This window comes from Dehalobacter sp. DCA (assembly GCF_000305775.1).
Classification (GTDB): Bacteria; Bacillota; Desulfitobacteriia; order Desulfitobacteriales; family Syntrophobotulaceae; genus Dehalobacter; species Dehalobacter alkaniphilus.
Genome location: NC_018866.1, coordinates 634,282 through 652,455 on the forward strand (window position 1 = coordinate 634,282; position 18,174 = coordinate 652,455).

Annotated in this window: 16 protein-coding genes and 1 riboswitch; of the genes, 6 read left to right on the plus strand and 10 right to left on the minus strand. The window is 44.1% G+C overall.

Annotated features, from left to right (window positions below; genetic code table 11):
- The 3 genes from DHBDCA_RS15380 to DHBDCA_RS03110 form a co-directional block, all read right to left on the minus strand.
- Nucleotides 1–174: a hypothetical protein gene (locus tag DHBDCA_RS15380; protein WP_015042703.1), complete on the minus strand. Its 174-nt coding sequence runs from the start codon at nt 172–174 to the stop codon at nt 1–3.
- Between the two features lie 16 nt (nt 175–190).
- Nucleotides 191–1,045, minus strand: a complete 855-nt coding sequence (locus DHBDCA_RS03105; RefSeq protein WP_015042704.1) for a hypothetical protein — start codon at nt 1,043–1,045, stop codon at nt 191–193.
- A gap of 209 nt (nt 1,046–1,254) precedes the next feature.
- Entirely contained in the window at nt 1,255–2,208 is a 954-nt protein-coding gene (locus tag DHBDCA_RS03110) for a tetrahydromethanopterin S-methyltransferase subunit H family protein (RefSeq protein ID WP_015042705.1), read from the minus strand.
- A gap of 161 nt (nt 2,209–2,369) precedes the next feature.
- Nucleotides 2,370–2,546, plus strand: a riboswitch (cobalamin riboswitch).
- Nucleotides 2,547–2,649: 103 nt separating this feature from the next.
- On the opposite strand from DHBDCA_RS03110, the gene cobT reads away from it, so the two are divergent.
- Nucleotides 2,650–3,768 carry a nicotinate-nucleotide--dimethylbenzimidazole phosphoribosyltransferase gene (cobT, locus tag DHBDCA_RS03115; protein ID WP_015042707.1) on the plus strand — a complete coding sequence of 373 codons (1,119 nt, stop codon included), beginning with the start codon at nt 2,650–2,652 and terminating at the stop codon, nt 3,766–3,768.
- A gap of 94 nt (nt 3,769–3,862) precedes the next feature.
- Here the strand turns inward: cobT and DHBDCA_RS03120 are convergent, their stop codons facing one another.
- Together DHBDCA_RS03120 and DHBDCA_RS03125 are read right to left on the minus strand one after the other, a co-directional pair.
- Complete coding sequence (locus DHBDCA_RS03120) at nt 3,863–4,327, minus strand: accessory gene regulator B family protein (protein WP_242824956.1); 465 nt, start codon at nt 4,325–4,327, stop codon at nt 3,863–3,865.
- A 204-nt stretch (nt 4,328–4,531) separates the two neighbouring features.
- A complete protein-coding gene (locus tag DHBDCA_RS03125) occupies nt 4,532–5,020 on the minus strand; it encodes a hypothetical protein (RefSeq protein WP_015045120.1) in 489 nt (162 codons plus the stop codon).
- Between the two features lie 316 nt (nt 5,021–5,336).
- On the opposite strand from DHBDCA_RS03125, the gene motA reads away from it, so the two are divergent.
- From motA to DHBDCA_RS03140, 3 genes are all read left to right on the plus strand, one after another.
- Nucleotides 5,337–6,137 carry a flagellar motor stator protein MotA gene (gene motA, locus DHBDCA_RS03130; protein ID WP_015042710.1) on the plus strand — a complete coding sequence of 267 codons (801 nt, stop codon included), beginning with the start codon at nt 5,337–5,339 and terminating at the stop codon, nt 6,135–6,137.
- Nucleotides 6,138–6,139: 2 nt separating this feature from the next.
- Nucleotides 6,140–6,868 (plus strand): flagellar motor protein MotB, encoded by a 729-nt coding sequence (locus DHBDCA_RS03135; RefSeq protein ID WP_015042711.1) that lies wholly within the window; start codon nt 6,140–6,142, stop codon nt 6,866–6,868.
- A gap of 169 nt (nt 6,869–7,037) precedes the next feature.
- Nucleotides 7,038–8,588 carry a diguanylate cyclase domain-containing protein gene (locus DHBDCA_RS03140; RefSeq protein ID WP_015042712.1) on the plus strand — a complete coding sequence of 517 codons (1,551 nt, stop codon included), beginning with the start codon at nt 7,038–7,040 and terminating at the stop codon, nt 8,586–8,588.
- On the opposite strand, the gene DHBDCA_RS03145 is transcribed toward DHBDCA_RS03140, so the two are convergent.
- The 3 genes from DHBDCA_RS03145 to DHBDCA_RS03155 form a co-directional block, all read right to left on the minus strand.
- Complete coding sequence (locus DHBDCA_RS03145) at nt 8,585–9,445, minus strand: NYN domain-containing protein (RefSeq protein ID WP_015042713.1); 861 nt, start codon at nt 9,443–9,445, stop codon at nt 8,585–8,587. The two genes, DHBDCA_RS03140 and DHBDCA_RS03145, sit on opposite strands and share 4 nt — an antisense overlap.
- 31 nt (nt 9,446–9,476) lie before the next feature.
- Nucleotides 9,477–11,543 (minus strand): DNA topoisomerase III, encoded by a 2,067-nt coding sequence (locus tag DHBDCA_RS03150; protein ID WP_015042714.1) that lies wholly within the window; start codon nt 11,541–11,543, stop codon nt 9,477–9,479.
- A 117-nt stretch (nt 11,544–11,660) separates the two neighbouring features.
- On the minus strand, nt 11,661–14,027 hold the full coding sequence (locus tag DHBDCA_RS03155) for a type IA DNA topoisomerase (protein WP_015042715.1): 2,367 nt from the start codon (nt 14,025–14,027) through the stop codon (nt 11,661–11,663).
- 245 nt (nt 14,028–14,272) lie between these two features.
- Between DHBDCA_RS03155 and DHBDCA_RS03160 the strand changes: the two genes are divergently transcribed.
- Together DHBDCA_RS03160 and DHBDCA_RS03165 are read left to right on the plus strand one after the other, a co-directional pair.
- On the plus strand, nt 14,273–15,007 hold the full coding sequence (locus DHBDCA_RS03160) for a hypothetical protein (protein ID WP_015042716.1): 735 nt from the start codon (nt 14,273–14,275) through the stop codon (nt 15,005–15,007).
- Nucleotides 14,997–15,362, plus strand: coding sequence for a GerW family sporulation protein (locus tag DHBDCA_RS03165; protein ID WP_015042717.1), 366 nt, complete (start codon nt 14,997–14,999; stop codon nt 15,360–15,362). Before DHBDCA_RS03160 ends, DHBDCA_RS03165 begins: the two co-directional genes overlap by 11 nt.
- A 136-nt stretch (nt 15,363–15,498) precedes the next feature.
- Here the strand turns inward: DHBDCA_RS03165 and DHBDCA_RS03170 are convergent, their stop codons facing one another.
- Both DHBDCA_RS03170 and DHBDCA_RS03175 read right to left on the minus strand, forming a co-directional pair.
- On the minus strand, nt 15,499–16,404 hold the full coding sequence (locus tag DHBDCA_RS03170; RefSeq protein WP_015042718.1) for a chemotaxis protein: 906 nt from the start codon (nt 16,402–16,404) through the stop codon (nt 15,499–15,501).
- Between the two features lie 142 nt (nt 16,405–16,546).
- Nucleotides 16,547–17,998 carry a DEAD/DEAH box helicase gene (locus tag DHBDCA_RS03175; protein ID WP_015042719.1) on the minus strand — a complete coding sequence of 484 codons (1,452 nt, stop codon included), beginning with the start codon at nt 17,996–17,998 and terminating at the stop codon, nt 16,547–16,549.
- Nucleotides 17,999–18,174 lie beyond the last annotated feature (176 nt).

The following is an 18,174-nucleotide window of genomic DNA, read 5'->3' on the forward strand; positions in this document are numbered from 1 at the left end:
TTATAAACCTAGAATTTGCCTGAATTCTTCTTTTAACTGTTTCTTAAACTGTAGATTCGGCTTCACGGTTACCTTATTTTCACGCAATTGAGGCAGAATCTTGAGGAACCCGTAGTCTTCTTTTTCAGCTGTTTCAATAATTTCCTTTACCTTATAAGATTTTCGCATATTCATTAATCCCCTCCCCCTCTTAAATATCTCGTTCACGATTAATTACCAATTCCTCATAGGCTTCGTTGTTATGACAGATGTTGTTCCAGATACTATCGATGATCATAGCATCGACCTGCTGAAACAGATACTTTTCGCTTTGAACGTAGATGATGGCGCATATCTCACTTCTAAAGAATAAGGGAACAGCCATGATTGATGCGTCGTCGCTGATCCTAAAGTCCTTATTAATAATCGATTCCTGAGCCAGCTCCTTTAATGTGGCTCTATTCACAATCGGTACTTTATTATATGAGGCAATCTCTTCAGATACAATCAGATAATTGCAGTGTGTCTTTCTAATAGTATATAGTTTAAATTGGATATTGATTACCTTTGTTATACTTTTAATAAAATATGGATCCGTAATTTCTTTTCCAATGTTTTTGATATCTTCAATCATTTCCATTATCGATGCGTTATTTAAGATTCTTAATATCCCCATCAAGGCAACACTGACTTCATTCAGCATGGCATTTTTAATAACGGCAGACTCAGACAATATAGCCTCCATGCTAAGCTCTCCGTAAGGTGTTTTAATGCCAATCGTTTTAAAACTTAGAAACGGCAGCTTAATCATTAATAACCATAATAAAATATATAAGACGATTCTTATCGCTTGAAATACGGGTGCTTGAAGAATTTGGGCAAAGACACCTAGATGATCTATATTTATCCCTACAGGATTGCTTAGAAATAACTCCTCACAGAAATAAAGGCCAATGAATACTGCGATCAGTGCGATGAATATCCCCCATATTTGTCTGGCATTTAACCGTTTTAGCTGATAAAGTGTTTTAGACAAAAACGTTTCAAATATGTCTTTTATAATCAAATTATTGCCCTCACTTTTATCCGATTACAGCAACAGTACCAATATATGGTAAGGTATAGTTAAAAATAACTCCTTGTGAAAAAGTAGAAATAATTTCTAATATATAAATATATAAACAGCTCCTTCCAGGCAGTATCCTCAACAGGATCCACTTCAGAAAGGAGCTGTTTGTCCTATACATTCACTTACAAAATTACGACAATTGTTTTTTATTTGGTTTTATCGAATTCTACCAGTTTCTGTGCAAAATCATAAAAATATTTATTCAACGGATGAGTAGGATTAGCCGGCAGCTCCTGGCTTTCGTCATAAGCCAAAGTTGAAACTATCATTGAAGCTGCCGCTACAGCAGGCAGTACGCTTGGAGCCGCTTTGATCGGACCATAAAATAAGAAATCGCTCCACAGGACGGCCGATACTGCATGCACTGCAGCATTCATGGCAGAAAAGCCTTCCCCACCCCATATCTCCCGGCTTTCTTTCCACATATACGTCCCATTAGCAGGAGCTGATCCAACCGGCCAACCGGTTTCCGCTTTGATTTGTTTGCCTGCCAGGGCTGAAAAAGAAATGGACGGAAGATTCATGACTGTCGTATCGATCAAGACCGAGGCAAAATCTTTCGCTCCAATGGCTGTCAGCATTTCACGGCATGCCTGTACCCTGCCGGAAGGAGTCTGGTTCGTTTCATCAAAGACCTGCAGGACCGCGTGTTTGATTCCCAATTCTTTTAATGCCGCTGCCTGGCCGATCATGTCTTTATCCCAGGGTGTAATGCTGTTATATAAAATTTTGTCCTGAATACCAAGACCGGCAGCATATTCTGCCGCATCAAGACGCGCTTTTTCGCCCCAAATGTCAATAGCAAAAGGGCGGTTGCTGATTGTAAGGTAAAAATCAATATATTCCTTCATCTCATCTGCGGAAACCGCTGTCATAGCTACTATGGCAGGTATCCCTGTCTGATCGGACAGCTCTTCCTGCCTGAGAATGTATGAACGGGCTTTTTCACGATCAAATTTCCTGTCACGGCGGCTTTCCAGAATACGGTCTCCATTATGAAACATTGAGGATATCAGCAGAGGCGGATTATCTCCAGGTTGGCCACCGATAATCATGTCACAGATACGGCAAACTTTTGGTGTTAAGTCATATTTAAACATTTTTTCTCCGATATCTCTTTGGATGATTTAGCAAATCGTATTATACCATAGATCATTACAAATAACCATTAATTAACAGCGATTGCCAGATTGAGTGATTATTTAAAAATTAATTTGACTTGACTTTATTTATGATTTTCGTTATCTTAATAGAAGTTGAATATATTTATACAATCTTAGGTGCCCCACTAAGGGGAGAATAGGAAAATCGGTCTAATCCGATACGGACCCACCACTGTATAGACGAGTCCCCGCTGATCCACTGGCGTATGCTGGGAAGGTGCGTTCAGGACGTTTGAGTCTGAGTCAGGAGGCCTGCCTAAGAGGTAAAAGTCTTTCCTGGGTAATGGAAAGCGGCGGTGATGACGGCAAAATCCCGACCACAAGAATATTTGTGGTGGGGTTTTATTTATTTTTAAATATTTAATTGGAGGTTTTTAAATGAGCAGCCTTACAAAATTTCATGGTTTGGAAAATCTGAAAAATGCGACTGAGCAGGAACTTGAAATTGCCTTGCAAGAACTGATGGGTGGAATCAAAGCGCTCAATCAGGAAGCCTTGGCAGGCATGAAAAGCCGTGTAGACGCGAAAATCAAGCCCCTCGGAAGCTTAGGTGTCTTAGAGGATATAGCACAACAGCTCGCAGGCATATTTGGCACCACGCATCCAAAAATCAATAAAAAAGCAGTCCTGCTTATGGCCGGAGATCATGGTGTTGTCGTCGAAGGCGTCAGTGCTGCACCTCAGGAAATCACGAAACAAATGTTCTATAGTTACCTGAATGGCGGTGCAGGTATCAATGTCCTCGCCCGGAATGCCGGAGCAGATGTTATCAGTACGGACATCGGCATTGCCACCCCGTTGGATGCTCCTGAGCTTATGGCCTACCGGGTTAAAAATGGAACAGACAATATGGCGAAAGGACCGGCAATGAGTCGTCAAGAGGCCATGCTTGCAATACTGACAGGTGCAAGAATTGCCGCCAATGCGATTGACTCTGGTGTTAATCTGTTAGCAACAGGTGAAGTCGGTATTGGCAATACAACACCGAGCGCCGCCTTGATCTCTGTGTTTACCGGTCACTCTGTTGAGGATGTTACCGGCCGCGGAACAGGCTTAAAAGATGATGCCCTGATTAATAAGCAAAACGTGATTAAATGCGCAATCGAAATTAATCAGTGTGACCCTGCCACGCCAATTGACACCCTGGCTAAAATCGGCGGACTCGAAATTGCTGCGCTCGTTGGAGCAATCCTCGAAGCTTCCTATCAACGTGTACCTATTATTCTCGACGGCATCATTTCATCTGCTGCAGCAATAACCGCAGCAAAACTGGCACCCCTGTCCACTTCCTATATGATTGCTTCTCATAGTTCAGAAGAGCTTGGACAGCATCTAGCGCTTCATCAGCTTGGGCTTAAACCCAAACTTGACTTCCATATGAGACTTGGAGAAGGCACAGGTGCCGCCCTGATGTTCCCGATGGTCGAGGCAGCCCTTAAAGTCGCTGATGAAATGGCCACATTTGAACAAGCTGCAGTTACCACCGGAGACTTCTAAAATCTGCAAAGAAAGATAAAAAAGACATGTACTAAATAATCCGTGCATGTCTTTTTTGCATAATCATCGATAATGGAAACTCTTGATAGTTTAATTAGATCCCAATCTTTTGCATCAGCTTGTCACTTGCTAATACAAAATTCTTGCCGATAGCTGTCTGCATAAACGCCTGAAAAAGAATTCCGAGGTTTGCAGGGATAAGGATCACTTCGATCAACGGATATACGTTAATTTGAGATGCGATCCATCTGGCAGCCAATGACAACCCGGTAAAGAAAACCATGGAAAAAAACAGACAGCGCCGGTAGCTGGAACAATGAGAACCGCCGGTAAACACCCGTAAAGCCAAAGCAGAAAACATTATCACGAGCGTATACACAATGGTACCGAATATTGCAGATACCCCTACGGTTAGAACTAATTCAATCATTACCCCAAGAAGCAAGGCTAAACCATATTCTATTTTCACTTTATGGACGGCGTCCATTTCTTGACCTTTTACCATACGATTTGTCAAATGATGTGCAACACCCTCGAGATCAAACAATTGTTCACCCATCCTCCAGTCTTTGTTTTGGAAAATGATAAGATCAATTACCTTTCTGTGGATAATGTAGAAAATATAGCCATCTAAATATAATTCTATGTACCTTTGGTATTTCCTGCTAAATTGTTTGTTGAAATTACATAATAGTCCTATATGAAATGGCAGCATATAAAAAACGCCTCGTATTTTTTACTCGGCGTTAATCTTCGATATATGCTATTTGTTATTTACACCTTGGTTTTGCTCAAGATTATATTTGAAATCTGCGACACGCTGGACATAACTATCTGGATCAGCTGAGCCGCCGTCTTCCATCTGCTTTTGACAGCCTTCAAGGCCGTAGTGATTAGACATCAGCATCAGATCAAAGACGAACTCATCGGCATAGCCCTGAGCCGCCCAGTAATTCCTGTAGTATGCCAATTTTTTAATATCTGACTTTGCGGTGGTGTCAATTGGGATATTATCAATTCCTTCTGCCTGATAAACTGCTAAAACCAACGCATACGATAAATTGTTTTCCTCACAAAGATTCCGGATCGTGCCCTGCGGGTCTTCCGGCGGGATGCCCTGACCCACGGGAATCTCCTGAACGGCAGCAGACTTACCTTCTGCTTGCTGAACGGAATGAGCACAAACGGATACAATGATAACGAGAGGGATGATAACGGATAAGCTACGAATAAAACCTCTTCTCATAAACATGATGCCCACCCCTTTCCATATGTTTATTTCCTGGATACCTCAATCCCCTTTCGCGAAATACATAAATTTCTTCATTCACCGTTCATATATTCTTATATATATTCTCTCCATAATATATTCTTTTTAATAGAAAAATAGTTTTGCTATCATATTTTTAAGGATATTTTTTTAATTAGACGCATTTTGTTGTGGTGATCTGATGACGGGTTTATTAAAAATTTTAATTAATTATCTGGTTAAAGAATCCGCATAATGTTACAATATTTTTATCCTTCGCAGATTATTTGTAGATAAAAATTTGATAAAGGGTGTAAGAATGGACATTTTTTTAATTATTGGAATCGTTGTAGGTGCTCTTGCCGTAGTCGTAGGCATGATTGTCAAAGGAGCCAATGTAGCTGTGCTATTGAATCCAGCTGCGGCCATTATTATTCTGATCGGGACAACTGCAGCCGTGATGAACTCATTTCCAAAAAAAGAATTCTTGAACATTCCAAAAGTATTAGCTGCCCTTTTTCGAGAAAAACAACCGTATGATGCGGTGTCGTTGATTGAACTTATCACCGATATGGCGATGACAGCCCGTAAAGACGGTTTATTATCCCTCGAACAGACGATTATGGAAATTGAAGACCGCTATTTGCAAAAAGGGCTAAGCCTGGTAGTTGACGGATTGGAGCATGACTATATTCAAGAGATCATGGAAATGGAAATTGATAATATGGAGGATCGTCACCGTGCCAATGCCTCGATATTTTCCGCGGCAGGCAGCTATGCTCCGACGTTGGGAGTATTAGGCGCAGTCGTAGGCCTAATCGGAGCGCTCGGCAATTTAAATGATACGGAAAAACTTGGTCATATGATAGCCGCCGCATTCGTTGCGACATTGTTTGGTATTTTTCTCGGCTATGTTGTCTGCCACCCGATCGCTTCCCGCTTAAAAAGAAAATCAGCTGCCGAAACTAAGAATATGCGCATTATCGTTGAAGGAGTTCTGGCCCTTCAGGCCGGAGAGAACCCCAGCAGTATTAAAGTAAGATTGACTGGCATGCTCGATCCGAAAGAGAGAAAAATCCTAGAGGAAAAAGAAAAAAATAAACAAGGCAGCGGTGAATAAGAATGTCCAAGAAAAAGCAACACCATGAAGAACATGTTGATGAATCCTGGCTGCTGCCTTATTCCGACCTGCTGACGCTTCTGCTTGCGCTTTTTATCGTTATGTTTGCCATTAGTCAAGTTGATAAAGTAAAACTGCAGCAGTTGAGTGAGTCTTTCAAAGAAATTTTCGCAGGCGGAGCCAGCTTTTTAGAAAAGGAAAGCGACCAAGTGGTAGAACTTGAACCATCCAGTTCTGAAAATGATTCTGCTTCTGCTCTTGAACAGGATAAGATGGCGGATATAAAGAAACAACTCGAAAAGGAAATCTATGAAAGCGGCTATTATAATAACGTCAAAGTAAATCTGGATAAGGAAGGTTTGCAGATCGTTATTCAGGATGTGATGTTGTTTGCATCGGGTGACGCGGAAATCCTCGATGCGTTCTCCCCTCTCCTTCTGCAGATCGGGAAAATGCTAAATGGTATGGACAACGATATAAAAGTCGTAGGCCATACGGACGACCGGCCCATCCATACTGAGAAGTTTCATTCCAACTGGGAATTAAGCGTGATTCGCGCGATCAACGTCATGAATTTCCTGGTTGATCAGGGCGGAATGAATCCTGAAAGATTTTCAGTCCAGGGCTACGGGCAGTACTCCCCTATTTCCGATAATACGATTGAGGAAGGCCGGGCAGAAAACAGGCGCGTCGAGATCTTCCTTCTTCGTAAGTACCCTGTTGCAGAATAAGAAACTTGGTCTAAGAAAACATGAATATATTAAAAAACACGATTGCATTCAGACAATCGTGTTTTTAATATATTCAGGAAAATTAAAATCTACTTGACAGCAGTATAATGTTGAAATATCCTGGAATTAGTCGAATTTTTGCATCCATGTGAGAGCGCAGGTGAAATTTATGTTGGCCATGTCTTATATATCGATGATTGTCGCGTACACTTTTGTCTTATTTGGTTTCTATATTTTAAAATTGAATCATAAGGAAACTTTAAACAGATTATCAGCCTCTCTGAATTTCTGTTTTGCATACTGGTCGTTCATTTATTCATTCCTTTATCTAGCCCCAAGTCCCGAGATTGCTTTATTCTGGCATCGGATCGCGGCTATTGGTTGGGTGATGTTCTGTCCGCTGGCCACTCACTTTTTTCTGGTTCTATCGGAAAAAACAAAAAATATTCATGGTATCCACTGGTATATCCCCTTGTATGGCCTGCCGACAATTTTACTGTTAAAAACACTGTTGACAAATGAATCGCTGGTGGCGAAAGTCTTTGTCCAGAGTACAAGTGGCCTGGGCTGGACCTATGAGCTCAATACGGGCTCCGTCTGGTTCTGGCTGTATTGGCTTATGCTTGTCGTTTACATCGGAGTTGCACTTTTTTTCACCTTAAGATGGGGCAAAAACAGCCAAAGACCGAGGTTCATTAAACAAGCCAAAAGTATTTCGATTCTGGCGGGCGTTATGATGCTGATCGGGATCGGCACTGATTTTATCCTCCCTTTGATCACTCCGTTTATTCCGCCTTTATTTCATTTTTTCTCGATCTTCTGGGGATTTGGCGGCATCTATATGATCAGAAGGTATAAACTGATGGATGTGAATATAGCGGTGACGCCGGACATTATTTTGGAGACAGTGATGGATCCGATCGTTCTGCTTGATAATAAAGGAATTATCCGTAAATGCAACCAGGCGACATTTGACCTGCTGAAATATGATGCCAGTGAAATGCTCGGACGGAGATTCTCAGATTTTTTTAAAGCCCAAAAGTATAACCTGCAAAGAACAGATTTTTTGTTCAAAAACAAGTTTTTGCGCAATATTGAGTTTGATATGGTTGATTCGACGGGTAAAGTTATCAGCATTATCGCATCATTTTCTGTGGCCGAAACCGAGCTTGACGGAATTGTCGGCGTTGTTGGCAATCTTCATGATATTACAGGATACAAAGCTATGTCCAAAGAACTGGAAAAGATGGCCAATTACGACAAGCTGACCAATCTTCCGAACCGCAGGATGTTCTACAATAAATTGGAGAAGGCCATTGAGAAATACCATAAGCATGATCAGCAATTTGCGCTGGTATTTATCGATTTAGATGGGTTTAAGGTCATTAACGATACCTTTGGCCACGACATCGGTGACCAAATGCTGATGAAGGTTTCGTCGCTCCTGGCCGGGGTGGTCAGACGGCAGGATGTGATAGCGCGTCTGGGCGGCGACGAATTTGTTCTATTGTTTTCCAGATTGCAGAATAAGACAGAGCTTGACGGAATTATGCAGAGAATGCAGGAAAAACTTGTCAAACCCATCGTGATAAACAATAAGATTTGCCGAGTTGGAATGTCGTTTGGGATTAGTATATGTCCGGAGGATGGAATGACCCCTGACGAACTTTTGAAAACAGCTGATCTCCGCATGTATAGGGAGAAAAAATATTCAGGTTAACGTTTGATGGACTTCATGCGGGAGCGGACATTCGGTTTGACGCGATACTCTTCAGGAGACACGATTGCTTCGGGCGTTCGTGTTTTTTTATTGCCTGTTTCAGCCTCAGCCTTGTTACGGATATATTTATGGCTGATGTTGGGATTGCTGGTTCTGCGGGATTGAATCTCAAATTGTTTTAAGGAAGCAATCAGCGGTGTCAGCTTAACGTGGCCGTAGTTTCTGGTATCAAAATCAGGATAGCGCTTATTCAGCTTGATGCCGACTTCACCTAAAAATGCCCAGCCATCTTCATCGGAACTTTCAGTGACAATAATTTTGATTGCTTCAATAAGTTCATCAATGCTGGCCATTCCTTCCTGAGGTGTCCCCTGCACCCGCGTTTTAACCTGTTCGTTTGTCTCATAGGGATTTGCCGGGATGGCGCTCAGGACTTCAAGGTATTTAAACTTTTCACAGGCAGCGATAAACGGCTGCGGCGTCTTCTTCTCACCCATACCCATCACATACATGCCGGCTTCCCTGAGCCTGGAGGCCAGTCTGGTAAAATCGCTGTCGCTGGAGACGATGCAAAAGCCGTCAATGCTTTTGGAATATAGAATATCCATCGCATCAATGATCAACGCTGCATCTGTAGCATTTTTCCCAGTTGTGTAGCCGTATTGCTGTATCGGTGTAATCGAATAATTCAGAAGCACTGTTTTCCAGGAGGCGAGGTTCGGTTTTGTCCAGTCTCCGTAGATCCGTTTATAGGTTGGAGTGCCGTGATTCGCAATTTCATCGAAGATGTATTTGATATATTTTTCTGAGACATTGTCTGCGTCAATTAGCACGGCAATCTTTTTATCATTTTCCATATGCATTCTCCTATCCTTTCCTTTTTATTTATTAATCTTTGTTCTGTTTATTCAGAGCCTCTTTAAGCAAATCACCAAGATTGCTGCCAATATTTTGCTGGTCACTGTATTGGGCAATCAGTTTTTGGTTGACCTGGCTTGCTCGCTTGGAACTGGTAAAGCCGGTGTCCCGTTCTTTTTCCGGCTGACGGTGGCCGCAGGCCCGGTCCTGACAAACCAGCATTTTGCCGCGTTTACCGTTGACCAGCAGCATGTATTTTTTGCAGACCGGACACCTGGTTTTCGTCATATTGTCAGCATGGTATGTGGCGCTGTCCGAGGCAACACTGTGAACCAGTTCACTGGCTTTGGTCCGGATCCCTTTAATGAACTCGGTCTTGCTTCCGTTCCCTTTAGCAATGTCTGTTAAAGCTTGTTCCCACTGGGCAGTCAGCTCAGGACTCCGAAGCTCAGGAGCCACAAGGCTGATCAGCTGACGGCCTTTGGATGTAGGCACCAATTCTTTCCCGCTGCGTTCAATATAACTGGTATGCAGCAGTTTTTCAATAATTTCCGCTCTTGTAGCCGGAGTACCGAGACCGCTCCCCTTCATCGTTTCCCGGAGCTCCTCATCTTCAATGAATTTCCCCGGATTTTCCATTGCCGTGAGTAGGGTGGCTTCCGTATAGCGTGCCGGTGGTTTCGTCTTCCCCTTTTGGGGCTTCAGGCTTTTTAGCATCCGTTCCTCGCTCTGCTCCAGTTTCCCGAGCGTTTGTTCAGGCAAAGCGTCCTCCCTGCTTTCTTCCGGTTCCGTCTGGTGGGAAGTGATAGAGCGCCAGCCCTGGTCTTTCATTACTTTTCCCGCTGCATAAAACATTTCGCCATTAATACCGGCGATGACCGTCAGTTGGTCATAGCGGTACGGCGGAGAGAGGACGGCCAGAAAACGCCGTACGATCAGGTCATACAAAGATTTTTCATCATGGGTCAGATCCCCGAGCTTCAAAGGCTGCTCAGTCGGAATGATCGCATGATGATCCGTTACTTTACTGTCGTCCACCAGTCGTTTCGTCGGCTTGTAAGGCTGTGCCAACAGTTTTTTGGCCGTTTCGGCATAAGGCCCTGCGGCAAGCCCTTTGAGCCTGGACGGCAGAGTCGGTACAATATCGGCGGAGAGATAGCGCGAATCTGTACGCGGGTAGGTAACCAGTTTATGCCGTTCGTATAAATTCTGCAGCGTACTGGAAGTTTTCTGGGCAGAAAAGCTAAGTTTGCGATTCGCATCACGCTGCAGTTCAGTAAGGTCATAAGCCAGTGGGGCTGGTTCGCTTTTGCTCTCGCGCTTGACCTGCATAATTCTTGCAGATTGCTTTTCCAGCTTACCCAGCAGGGCTTCAACCTGCTGGTAATCATAAATCCGGCTACCGTCTTTGCCACGCCAGTCAGCAAAAAAGTCGCCGAAGTCCGCTCGGATTGTCCAGTAATCAACCGGAACAAACTTTCTGATCTCGTCCTCCCGCTGAACGATCATGGCAAGCGTCGGGGTCTGCACTCTTCCGGAATTCAGCTGGGCATTATACTTACAGGTTAAAGCCCTGGTCACATTCAGGCCGATCAGCCAATCCGCTTCGGCTCTGCAAACAGCGGCATCGTAAAGATCATTATATTCGGGTCCGGGCTTTAATCTCGCGAAGCCTTCCAGGATGGCGGCATCGGTCTGGGAAGAAATCCAGAGACGTTTGAAAGGTTTCTTCCAGTTGCTCAGTCTCATGATCCAACGCGCGACCAGTTCGCCCTCTCGTCCGGCATCGGTGGCTATAATCAGTTCGTTGATATCGTTTCGTTTCATCAGTTTGTTTACCGTCTGATATTGCTGGGAAGTCTGGCGGATCACCTTGAGCTTTAGCTGTTCCGGAAGCATTGGCAGATCTTCCATTCGCCATTCTTTATATTTCTGGTCATAATCCTCCGGTTCAGCTAAAGTGACCAGGTGTCCCAAAGCCCAAGTAACGACGTATTGTGGTCCTTCGATAAAACCCTTGTTTTTGATATTGCATTTAAGAACCCGGGCAATTTCCCGGGCCACACTCGGCTTTTCAGCCAGGATCAACGATTTCATTCATATTCCTCCGATTTAGATATCGTATGTACCATTATAGCATAAATTTGTAAGGAGTTTTTTATAAAGAAACGGCCTGTTGGTGGCCGTTCCTTGAAAGAATTTAATGATATCAATTTAATAATCAAACTCAAATTTAAGTTTTCCATTGGCAGCATCTTCCCAGACCAGACAGGCGTTGAAAGATTTCCCGCTTTTGGATTTGAATCCTTTGATCAAGGGGGTTTTACCTTTCTTCAGCAGGCTTTTCATCTGGGCCTGGCTAAGTGTTTTACCGCAAACCGGTGTTTTCCAGACCACAAATCCACAGCCGCTTTTCCAGTTGGAGCAGCCGTAACCTTTATTGCCTTCAATGACACCTTCCCCGCACCGCGGACAGGGACCCAGTTTTTCAGGTCCGCTTTCCCGGGCTGCCGAAGAACCATTTTCTTCTTTGGCACCCTTTGTTTTTTTAACCGACTTGTCTGATTGATCTTCCGAAGATGTATCAACTTTCTTGGAAGATTTCCCAGATTCGGCAGATCTGGCAGACCTGGCTGGAGCCTGGGCCAACGGCGTTTTGCCATATTTTTGTTCATAGGCCCGAAGTTCATTGATGATTCGTATCACCGCTTCCTCGACCTCCGACATGTATTTTTCCAGCGCCAGTTCGCCTTTTTCAACCTGCGCCAGGTCATATTCCAGCTGACCGGTCATTTCCGCGCTGATCAGCAGGGCGGCATGCGGAAGCCTGTTTTGAATTAAAGAAATCAGCTGGCTTCCCTTTTCTGTCGGCCGCAGCGTTTTTTGCTCCTGTCTGATATAGCCACGCTGAAGCAGATTTTCAATGATCGCAGGCCGGGTAGCCACTGTCCCGAGGCCCTTCCCTTTCAGCTGCTGGCGCAGAACATCGTCTTCAATTTGTTTGCCCGCACTCTCCATCGCTTTAAGCAGGTCTCCCTGGGTAAAACGTTTCGGGGGTTTGGTACTCTTTTCGTCGATCCGGACTTCGGTCGTCTGAACAGAGTCACCCTGACTGACCGCTGGAAGTTCTGTGTTTTCTTCTTGCTGGTTCTCGCGATTCTTATTTTTTCTCCTAGTCTTTCCTGTTGTTCCGCTGCTTTCAGCCTGAGTATCCTGAGCGTCTTCGAAATCGTAGACCATTTTCCAGCCTGAGCTGAGCAGAATCCTGCCTTTGGAGCGAAAATGTTCCTGGGCCGCTTCCGTAACGATTTCCGTCTGCTGATACCAGGCAGGAGGAAACCAGACAGCCAGAAAACGCCGTGCGATCAGGTCAAAAAGTTGACGTTCGGCTTCGGGCAGCTTATTCAAATGAACAGTTTCTGTCGTTGGAATGATCGCATGGTGAGCCGTAATCGTGTTGATGACCCGTTTGTTTTGAGGCACACTATAGGTCATTGCTTCATCTACATTTTCCTGATAAGGCTCCTGACGCAGGGCTTTCAGGTGGGCTGGCAGCTTTGGAATCATATCCGCGGGCAAATAAGCACAATCCGTACGCGGGTAGGTGATGGCCTTTTTATCATAAAGAGACTGGGCTAGTTCCAGGACCTTTTCGGCACTAAATCCGAATCGTCTGGAAGCTGTGACAGTCAGGCTTGTCAAATCGAAAAGCAAGGGCGGAGCTTCGGAAACCTTTTTTTGTTCAGCCCGAATGATTTTCCCTGGCTGCCCCTGTGTTCTCGCAGCAATGTGTTCGGCAGCTTCCCTGTCGGTCAGGCGGCTATTCTCCTGAACGGGATCAAACCAGCGTCCGGTGTATTGTCCCTGCTCCGCAGAGAAGGCTGCACTGATTTCAAAATAGGCTTCAGCAACAAATTGCTCAATTTCCCACTCTCTGTGAACGATCAGCGCCAGTGTCGGTGTCTGTACCCTGCCGATGGAAATCACATTCGGCTTTTTGCTGACTGTATCGAAGCTGCCAAACAAAGAGGTGAAGCCTTCGGTCAGATTCATCCCAAAGTCCCAGTCCGCAAAGGCTCTGCCGTTACCTGCAGCAGACAGACCTTCCACGGCCTGACCCGGCCTTAACTGATTCATTCCTTCCAGGATAGCCTCTCGCGTCAGCGAAGAAATCCAGAGCCGGGAGAGCGGTTTTGTACATCCCACTAAATCCCAGACTTCCTGAAAGAGAAGCTGCCCTTCCCTGTCGGCGTCTGTTCCGCAAATAACCTGTTTGATTTCAGAAGATTTCAGCCATTTTTGTAAAACTTGAAATTGTTGGCGCGTTTGGGATTTGATTGTACGCCGAAACGAACCGACAGCTGGCAGAACGGGAAGACGTTTCAGACTCCAGCGCTTCCCGACGCGGTCTAGATCCATATAGCCTTCCGGCCTTTCCAGCTCCAGAAGATGACCGATACACCAGGTTATCACATACTGGTCATTTTCGAGCCAGCCTTGTCCTTTGCCTTTTACCCCCAGGGCTGCAGCATATTCCCGGGCCTGAGCCGGTTTTTCAGCAATAATCAGTATTCTTTCCATAGGATCTTCTTTCCATATAATTTTCTTTGCATATGAATCTTGCAGACATCAAGTACCATGTTAGCTCTAAAATGCATGTAACACTGAGAAAAAGTTTAGCTTAATTTTCCATAATACTCAGTATAGCATAAAATTAACCGGTACTTTGGGATAGAAAATGTCAACTTTTCTGTTGAAAGCTGAAACTTTTTTATTATTTCATGTGTATTAATAAATGTGAATAAGAAAAGGGATGGTCAGGTGCTATGCTCTTGTTAACAATCGTTGGCTATATTTTGCTGGGTCTCGTGATGTTTCTGGCAGCTATGATCTTTATCCCGTACCATTATCAGGCTGTTGCGGAGAATCTTGGCCATTCTCAAATGAAGGGGTCCGTTTCCTGGCTCTTTGGCGGAATCAGGATGGAGTTTATCAAATATCCTAAACGCAAGGCTGAAACGACGTTGATGATTTTGGGTCTGACTAAAAAATTCCAGGAACGGCCAGACTCTAAGAAAGAAGATCAAAAGAAATCCGGAATAGAGTCTAAGAACAATGCCAAAAAAAATCTGCACGCTGATTCTGTAAAAGACTCAAGATCTGCCCAAAAAAGACATCAAAATGAATTTGGTATTCGTCAATTCCTGCGGACCGATGTTTTGAAAAAAATCCTGGCATCCCTGAGGAAAATCGCCAGGCATATCCTACCGGATCAGCTGATCGTGAACGTCAAAATAGGCTTTTCTGATCCAATGTATACCGGTTTCCTGTCGGTACTGCTGACTCAGGGATACCTTTGGTATGACAGATTTGATATCGCTGTCGAACTTGTATTTGGTCAGGAAATGCTGGAAGGAAGGTTTTTCATTGGCGGAAGGATCTGGCTGCCCTATCTGCTCTCTGTAATCATCGGGCTTCTGGTCACGAAACCAATTCGCAATATCATGTTAACGAACTTAAAAATCAAATTATTTAAAGGAGGATCCCCCTATGTCGGATAGTTTTAACATTGGCGAAAATATCACCAACATCTTTGAAAAACTGGAAAGCTTTCTGAAGACCAAGACCGTCGTCGGCGAACCTATGCAGGTCGGAGAAATCATTCTTGTTCCATTCATCGATTTTACATTCGGTCTGGGTACGAGCGGCGGAAGCGACATTGAACAGAAAAGCAACCAGGGTTCGGGTGGCGGCGCCTGTAGTGGCGGCCGTATTTCGCCAACAGCAGTTCTGGTTATCAGAGGCGATCAGGTCGAACTGCTGCCGATTGAAAAATCAGGAGGGCTCGAAAAACTAATCGATATGGTTCCCGAGATCGTGAATAAAGTCAAAGATCAAAAATGCAGTGAAGAATAAATCATATGTCTAATATTTAGTGGTGCTTCCCGGCAAACGAAAAGTTCACCAGGAAGCACCACTTCTAATTTAAATCATGCGTGTTCATTCTATTAACGGAATGTAATCAAACACCGTAGACATGCATCTTTTGTTGTTAAGAAAGCAGTATTTTATCAACTAACACGATCAACTTTTCGATTTCTGGCTTCGTGATTTGGGCATAGGCACCGAGCGACTGCCCTTTCCTTCTTAGCTCTTCACTGATCATCGAGGAGAAGATAATGACGGGCAGCTCTTTAAGCTTGTCATCCTCTTTTATTTTTTTGGTCAGATGATGACCATCCATTTGGGGCATTTCAATGTCTGTAATGACCAGCTGCACTTTATCTTCGATCGAACTGCCGTCAGCAATCATTTTGTTCAGACTATCCCATGCTTCCAGACCATTATCATTGGGAACCATATGATAACCTGCAGCGCTAAGTGTTCTGATTAACAGCTCCCTAAGAACGCGGGAATCCTCTGCGATTAATATCGTTTTTGTCTTTCTGAGGTCGTCCATTTCTTCAGCTACCGCGGGTATCGTTGATAACCTTTTGTTCATGGTCGGATCAATCTCAGAAATAATCTTTTCAAAATCGATCAGAACGATGATTTTTTCTTCCAGCTTAACGACACCGACTGCAAAGTCCGAACCTGCAATATCCGACAAAGGTTCCATCTGGGTCCAGGATACGCGGTAGATCCTCGTGACTTCATCAACTCTGAAGCTGATCATTTCACCATTGATTTCACAAACAATGATCTGCTGGTTATCTGTGACCTGCTTAACGCCGGTTAGGCATCGCGTCAGATCAACAAGCGGAATGATCTTATTCCGTAAAGTAAATAGTCCCTCTATATATGGATGTGAACCTACCAGGTGTGTCACCTTGACACTGTTGATAATTTCCCTTACTTTGGCGACGTTAATCCCATAGAATTTCCCGTCTACGGTAAACTCAATAATTTCAAACTCATTGGTTCCGGATTCCAGCAAAATTCCTTTATCATCCTGCATCGTCTGTCTCCTCTTCCCTGGAGTATTTATATTTTATATTTTTCGCTAAAGAAGTTCCAAAATCCTTCAGAATTCGTCTTTTCTACAAATAATTATTTCGGTTTATTTCAATAAATACAGTTTTATTGTGACATTTGAGCATTTAGCGATTCACTTTTCTTACTTTCCTTAGTTTACCTTTGAGCGATGTTGTTTGCAAGGCTTCAAGGACAAGTGGCCCTTTAAAGTTCAGGATTTCCACATAACTCAATTCATCCAGAATATTGATAATCCCGATGTCAGCCGCAGTCATACCCGCAATGTTCGTCAATGTGCCCACAATATCCGCCGGCCGGATCTTGGATTTCTTTCCGGCATTGATCTGGAGCTTCATGATTTCCAAATTGATCCGGGTGCCTTTCATGGCTTTATTATCCGGCAAAACGGTTATTTTCTCCTGAAAGTCGACTTCTGCATTGCGGACAGTATCCTGAGACGGTCTTTGTTTCAGTGGGATCTCCTGTCCAATATATTTCTGTATATCCTGCAGGTAACTGTCATCTTCTTCGGTCACAAAGGAGATTGCTTTGCCGTTTTTATTCAAACGCCCTGTTCTGCCAATCCGGTGTACATAGCTTTCCTTTTCCTGCGGCAGATCAAAGTTAATGACGAGTGAAATATCTTCGATGTCAATCCCCCGGGCTGCCACATCTGTTGCAATCAGGTACCGAAAATAACCCCGTTTAAAATCATCCATGACACTCAGGCGGTGCCCTTGTTCCATACCGCCATGAATTTTGGCGCAGGGATAATCGAGCAATTTCAATTCCGCATAGACCTCATCCACCTGATGTTTGGTATTGCAGAAAATCAGGCAGCTATCGGGGTTCTCAGTGACTGAAAGATCTTTAAGAAGCTTTATTTTATCCTTATCCTGTCTGGCAATGAGGTATCTTTCCTGGGAGATTCTTTCCGCAGCGGATGTTTCTTCTTGCGTTTCTACATAGACTGGCTCGCGCAAATAATGATCACACAGTGTTCTGACATCAGAAGGCATCGTGGCCGACAGCAGGGCTGTTACGCGGTCGGCAGACAAGCTGCCAAGGATGGTCTCCGTCTGTTCCAAAAAGCCCATATTCATCAGTTCATCCGCTTCGTCAATAACCAGGTATTTGATATAAGAAGTATCCAGCGTCCCTTTCTGAAGATGATCGATCAGCCGGCCAGGCGTTCCCACCACAATATGCGTTTTTTGCTTCAGCTCTTTCTCCTGATAATAGAAAGGAGATTTGCCGTATACTGCAGCAATTTTTAGTCTTTTAAAACGGCCGATATGAAACAGATCCTCTTTGACCTGGATGGCCAGTTCTCTCGTTGGCGTGATGATCAGGGCCTGAGGTTTATTTTCTTCCCAATCCACCATCTGGCAAAGCGGAATAGCAAAAGCAGCCGTCTTGCCGCTGCCGGTCTGAGATTTAACAATCACATCTTTTTGCGCCAGGATAAGCGGAATGACCTGCTGCTGGACGTTCGTAGGCTTGTCATAGTTTAGCAGCTGAAGGGCTTTTAATATTTCCGGACTTAACGGATAATGCTGAAAAGTAGCCTGGTTCATGCGGTCATCTCTTTCTTCATCAGGAATATGTATAAAAGGAATATGTATAAATTTTTAGATTTACTCGGGTTAGTCACCGTAATGGACGGCCGCTTTCGGTCGTTGTGTCATCCTGACACAAAATCCCGCGCTTCGCAATCCATGCTCCGCTTGACGCTGTCCATCCATTACGTTGA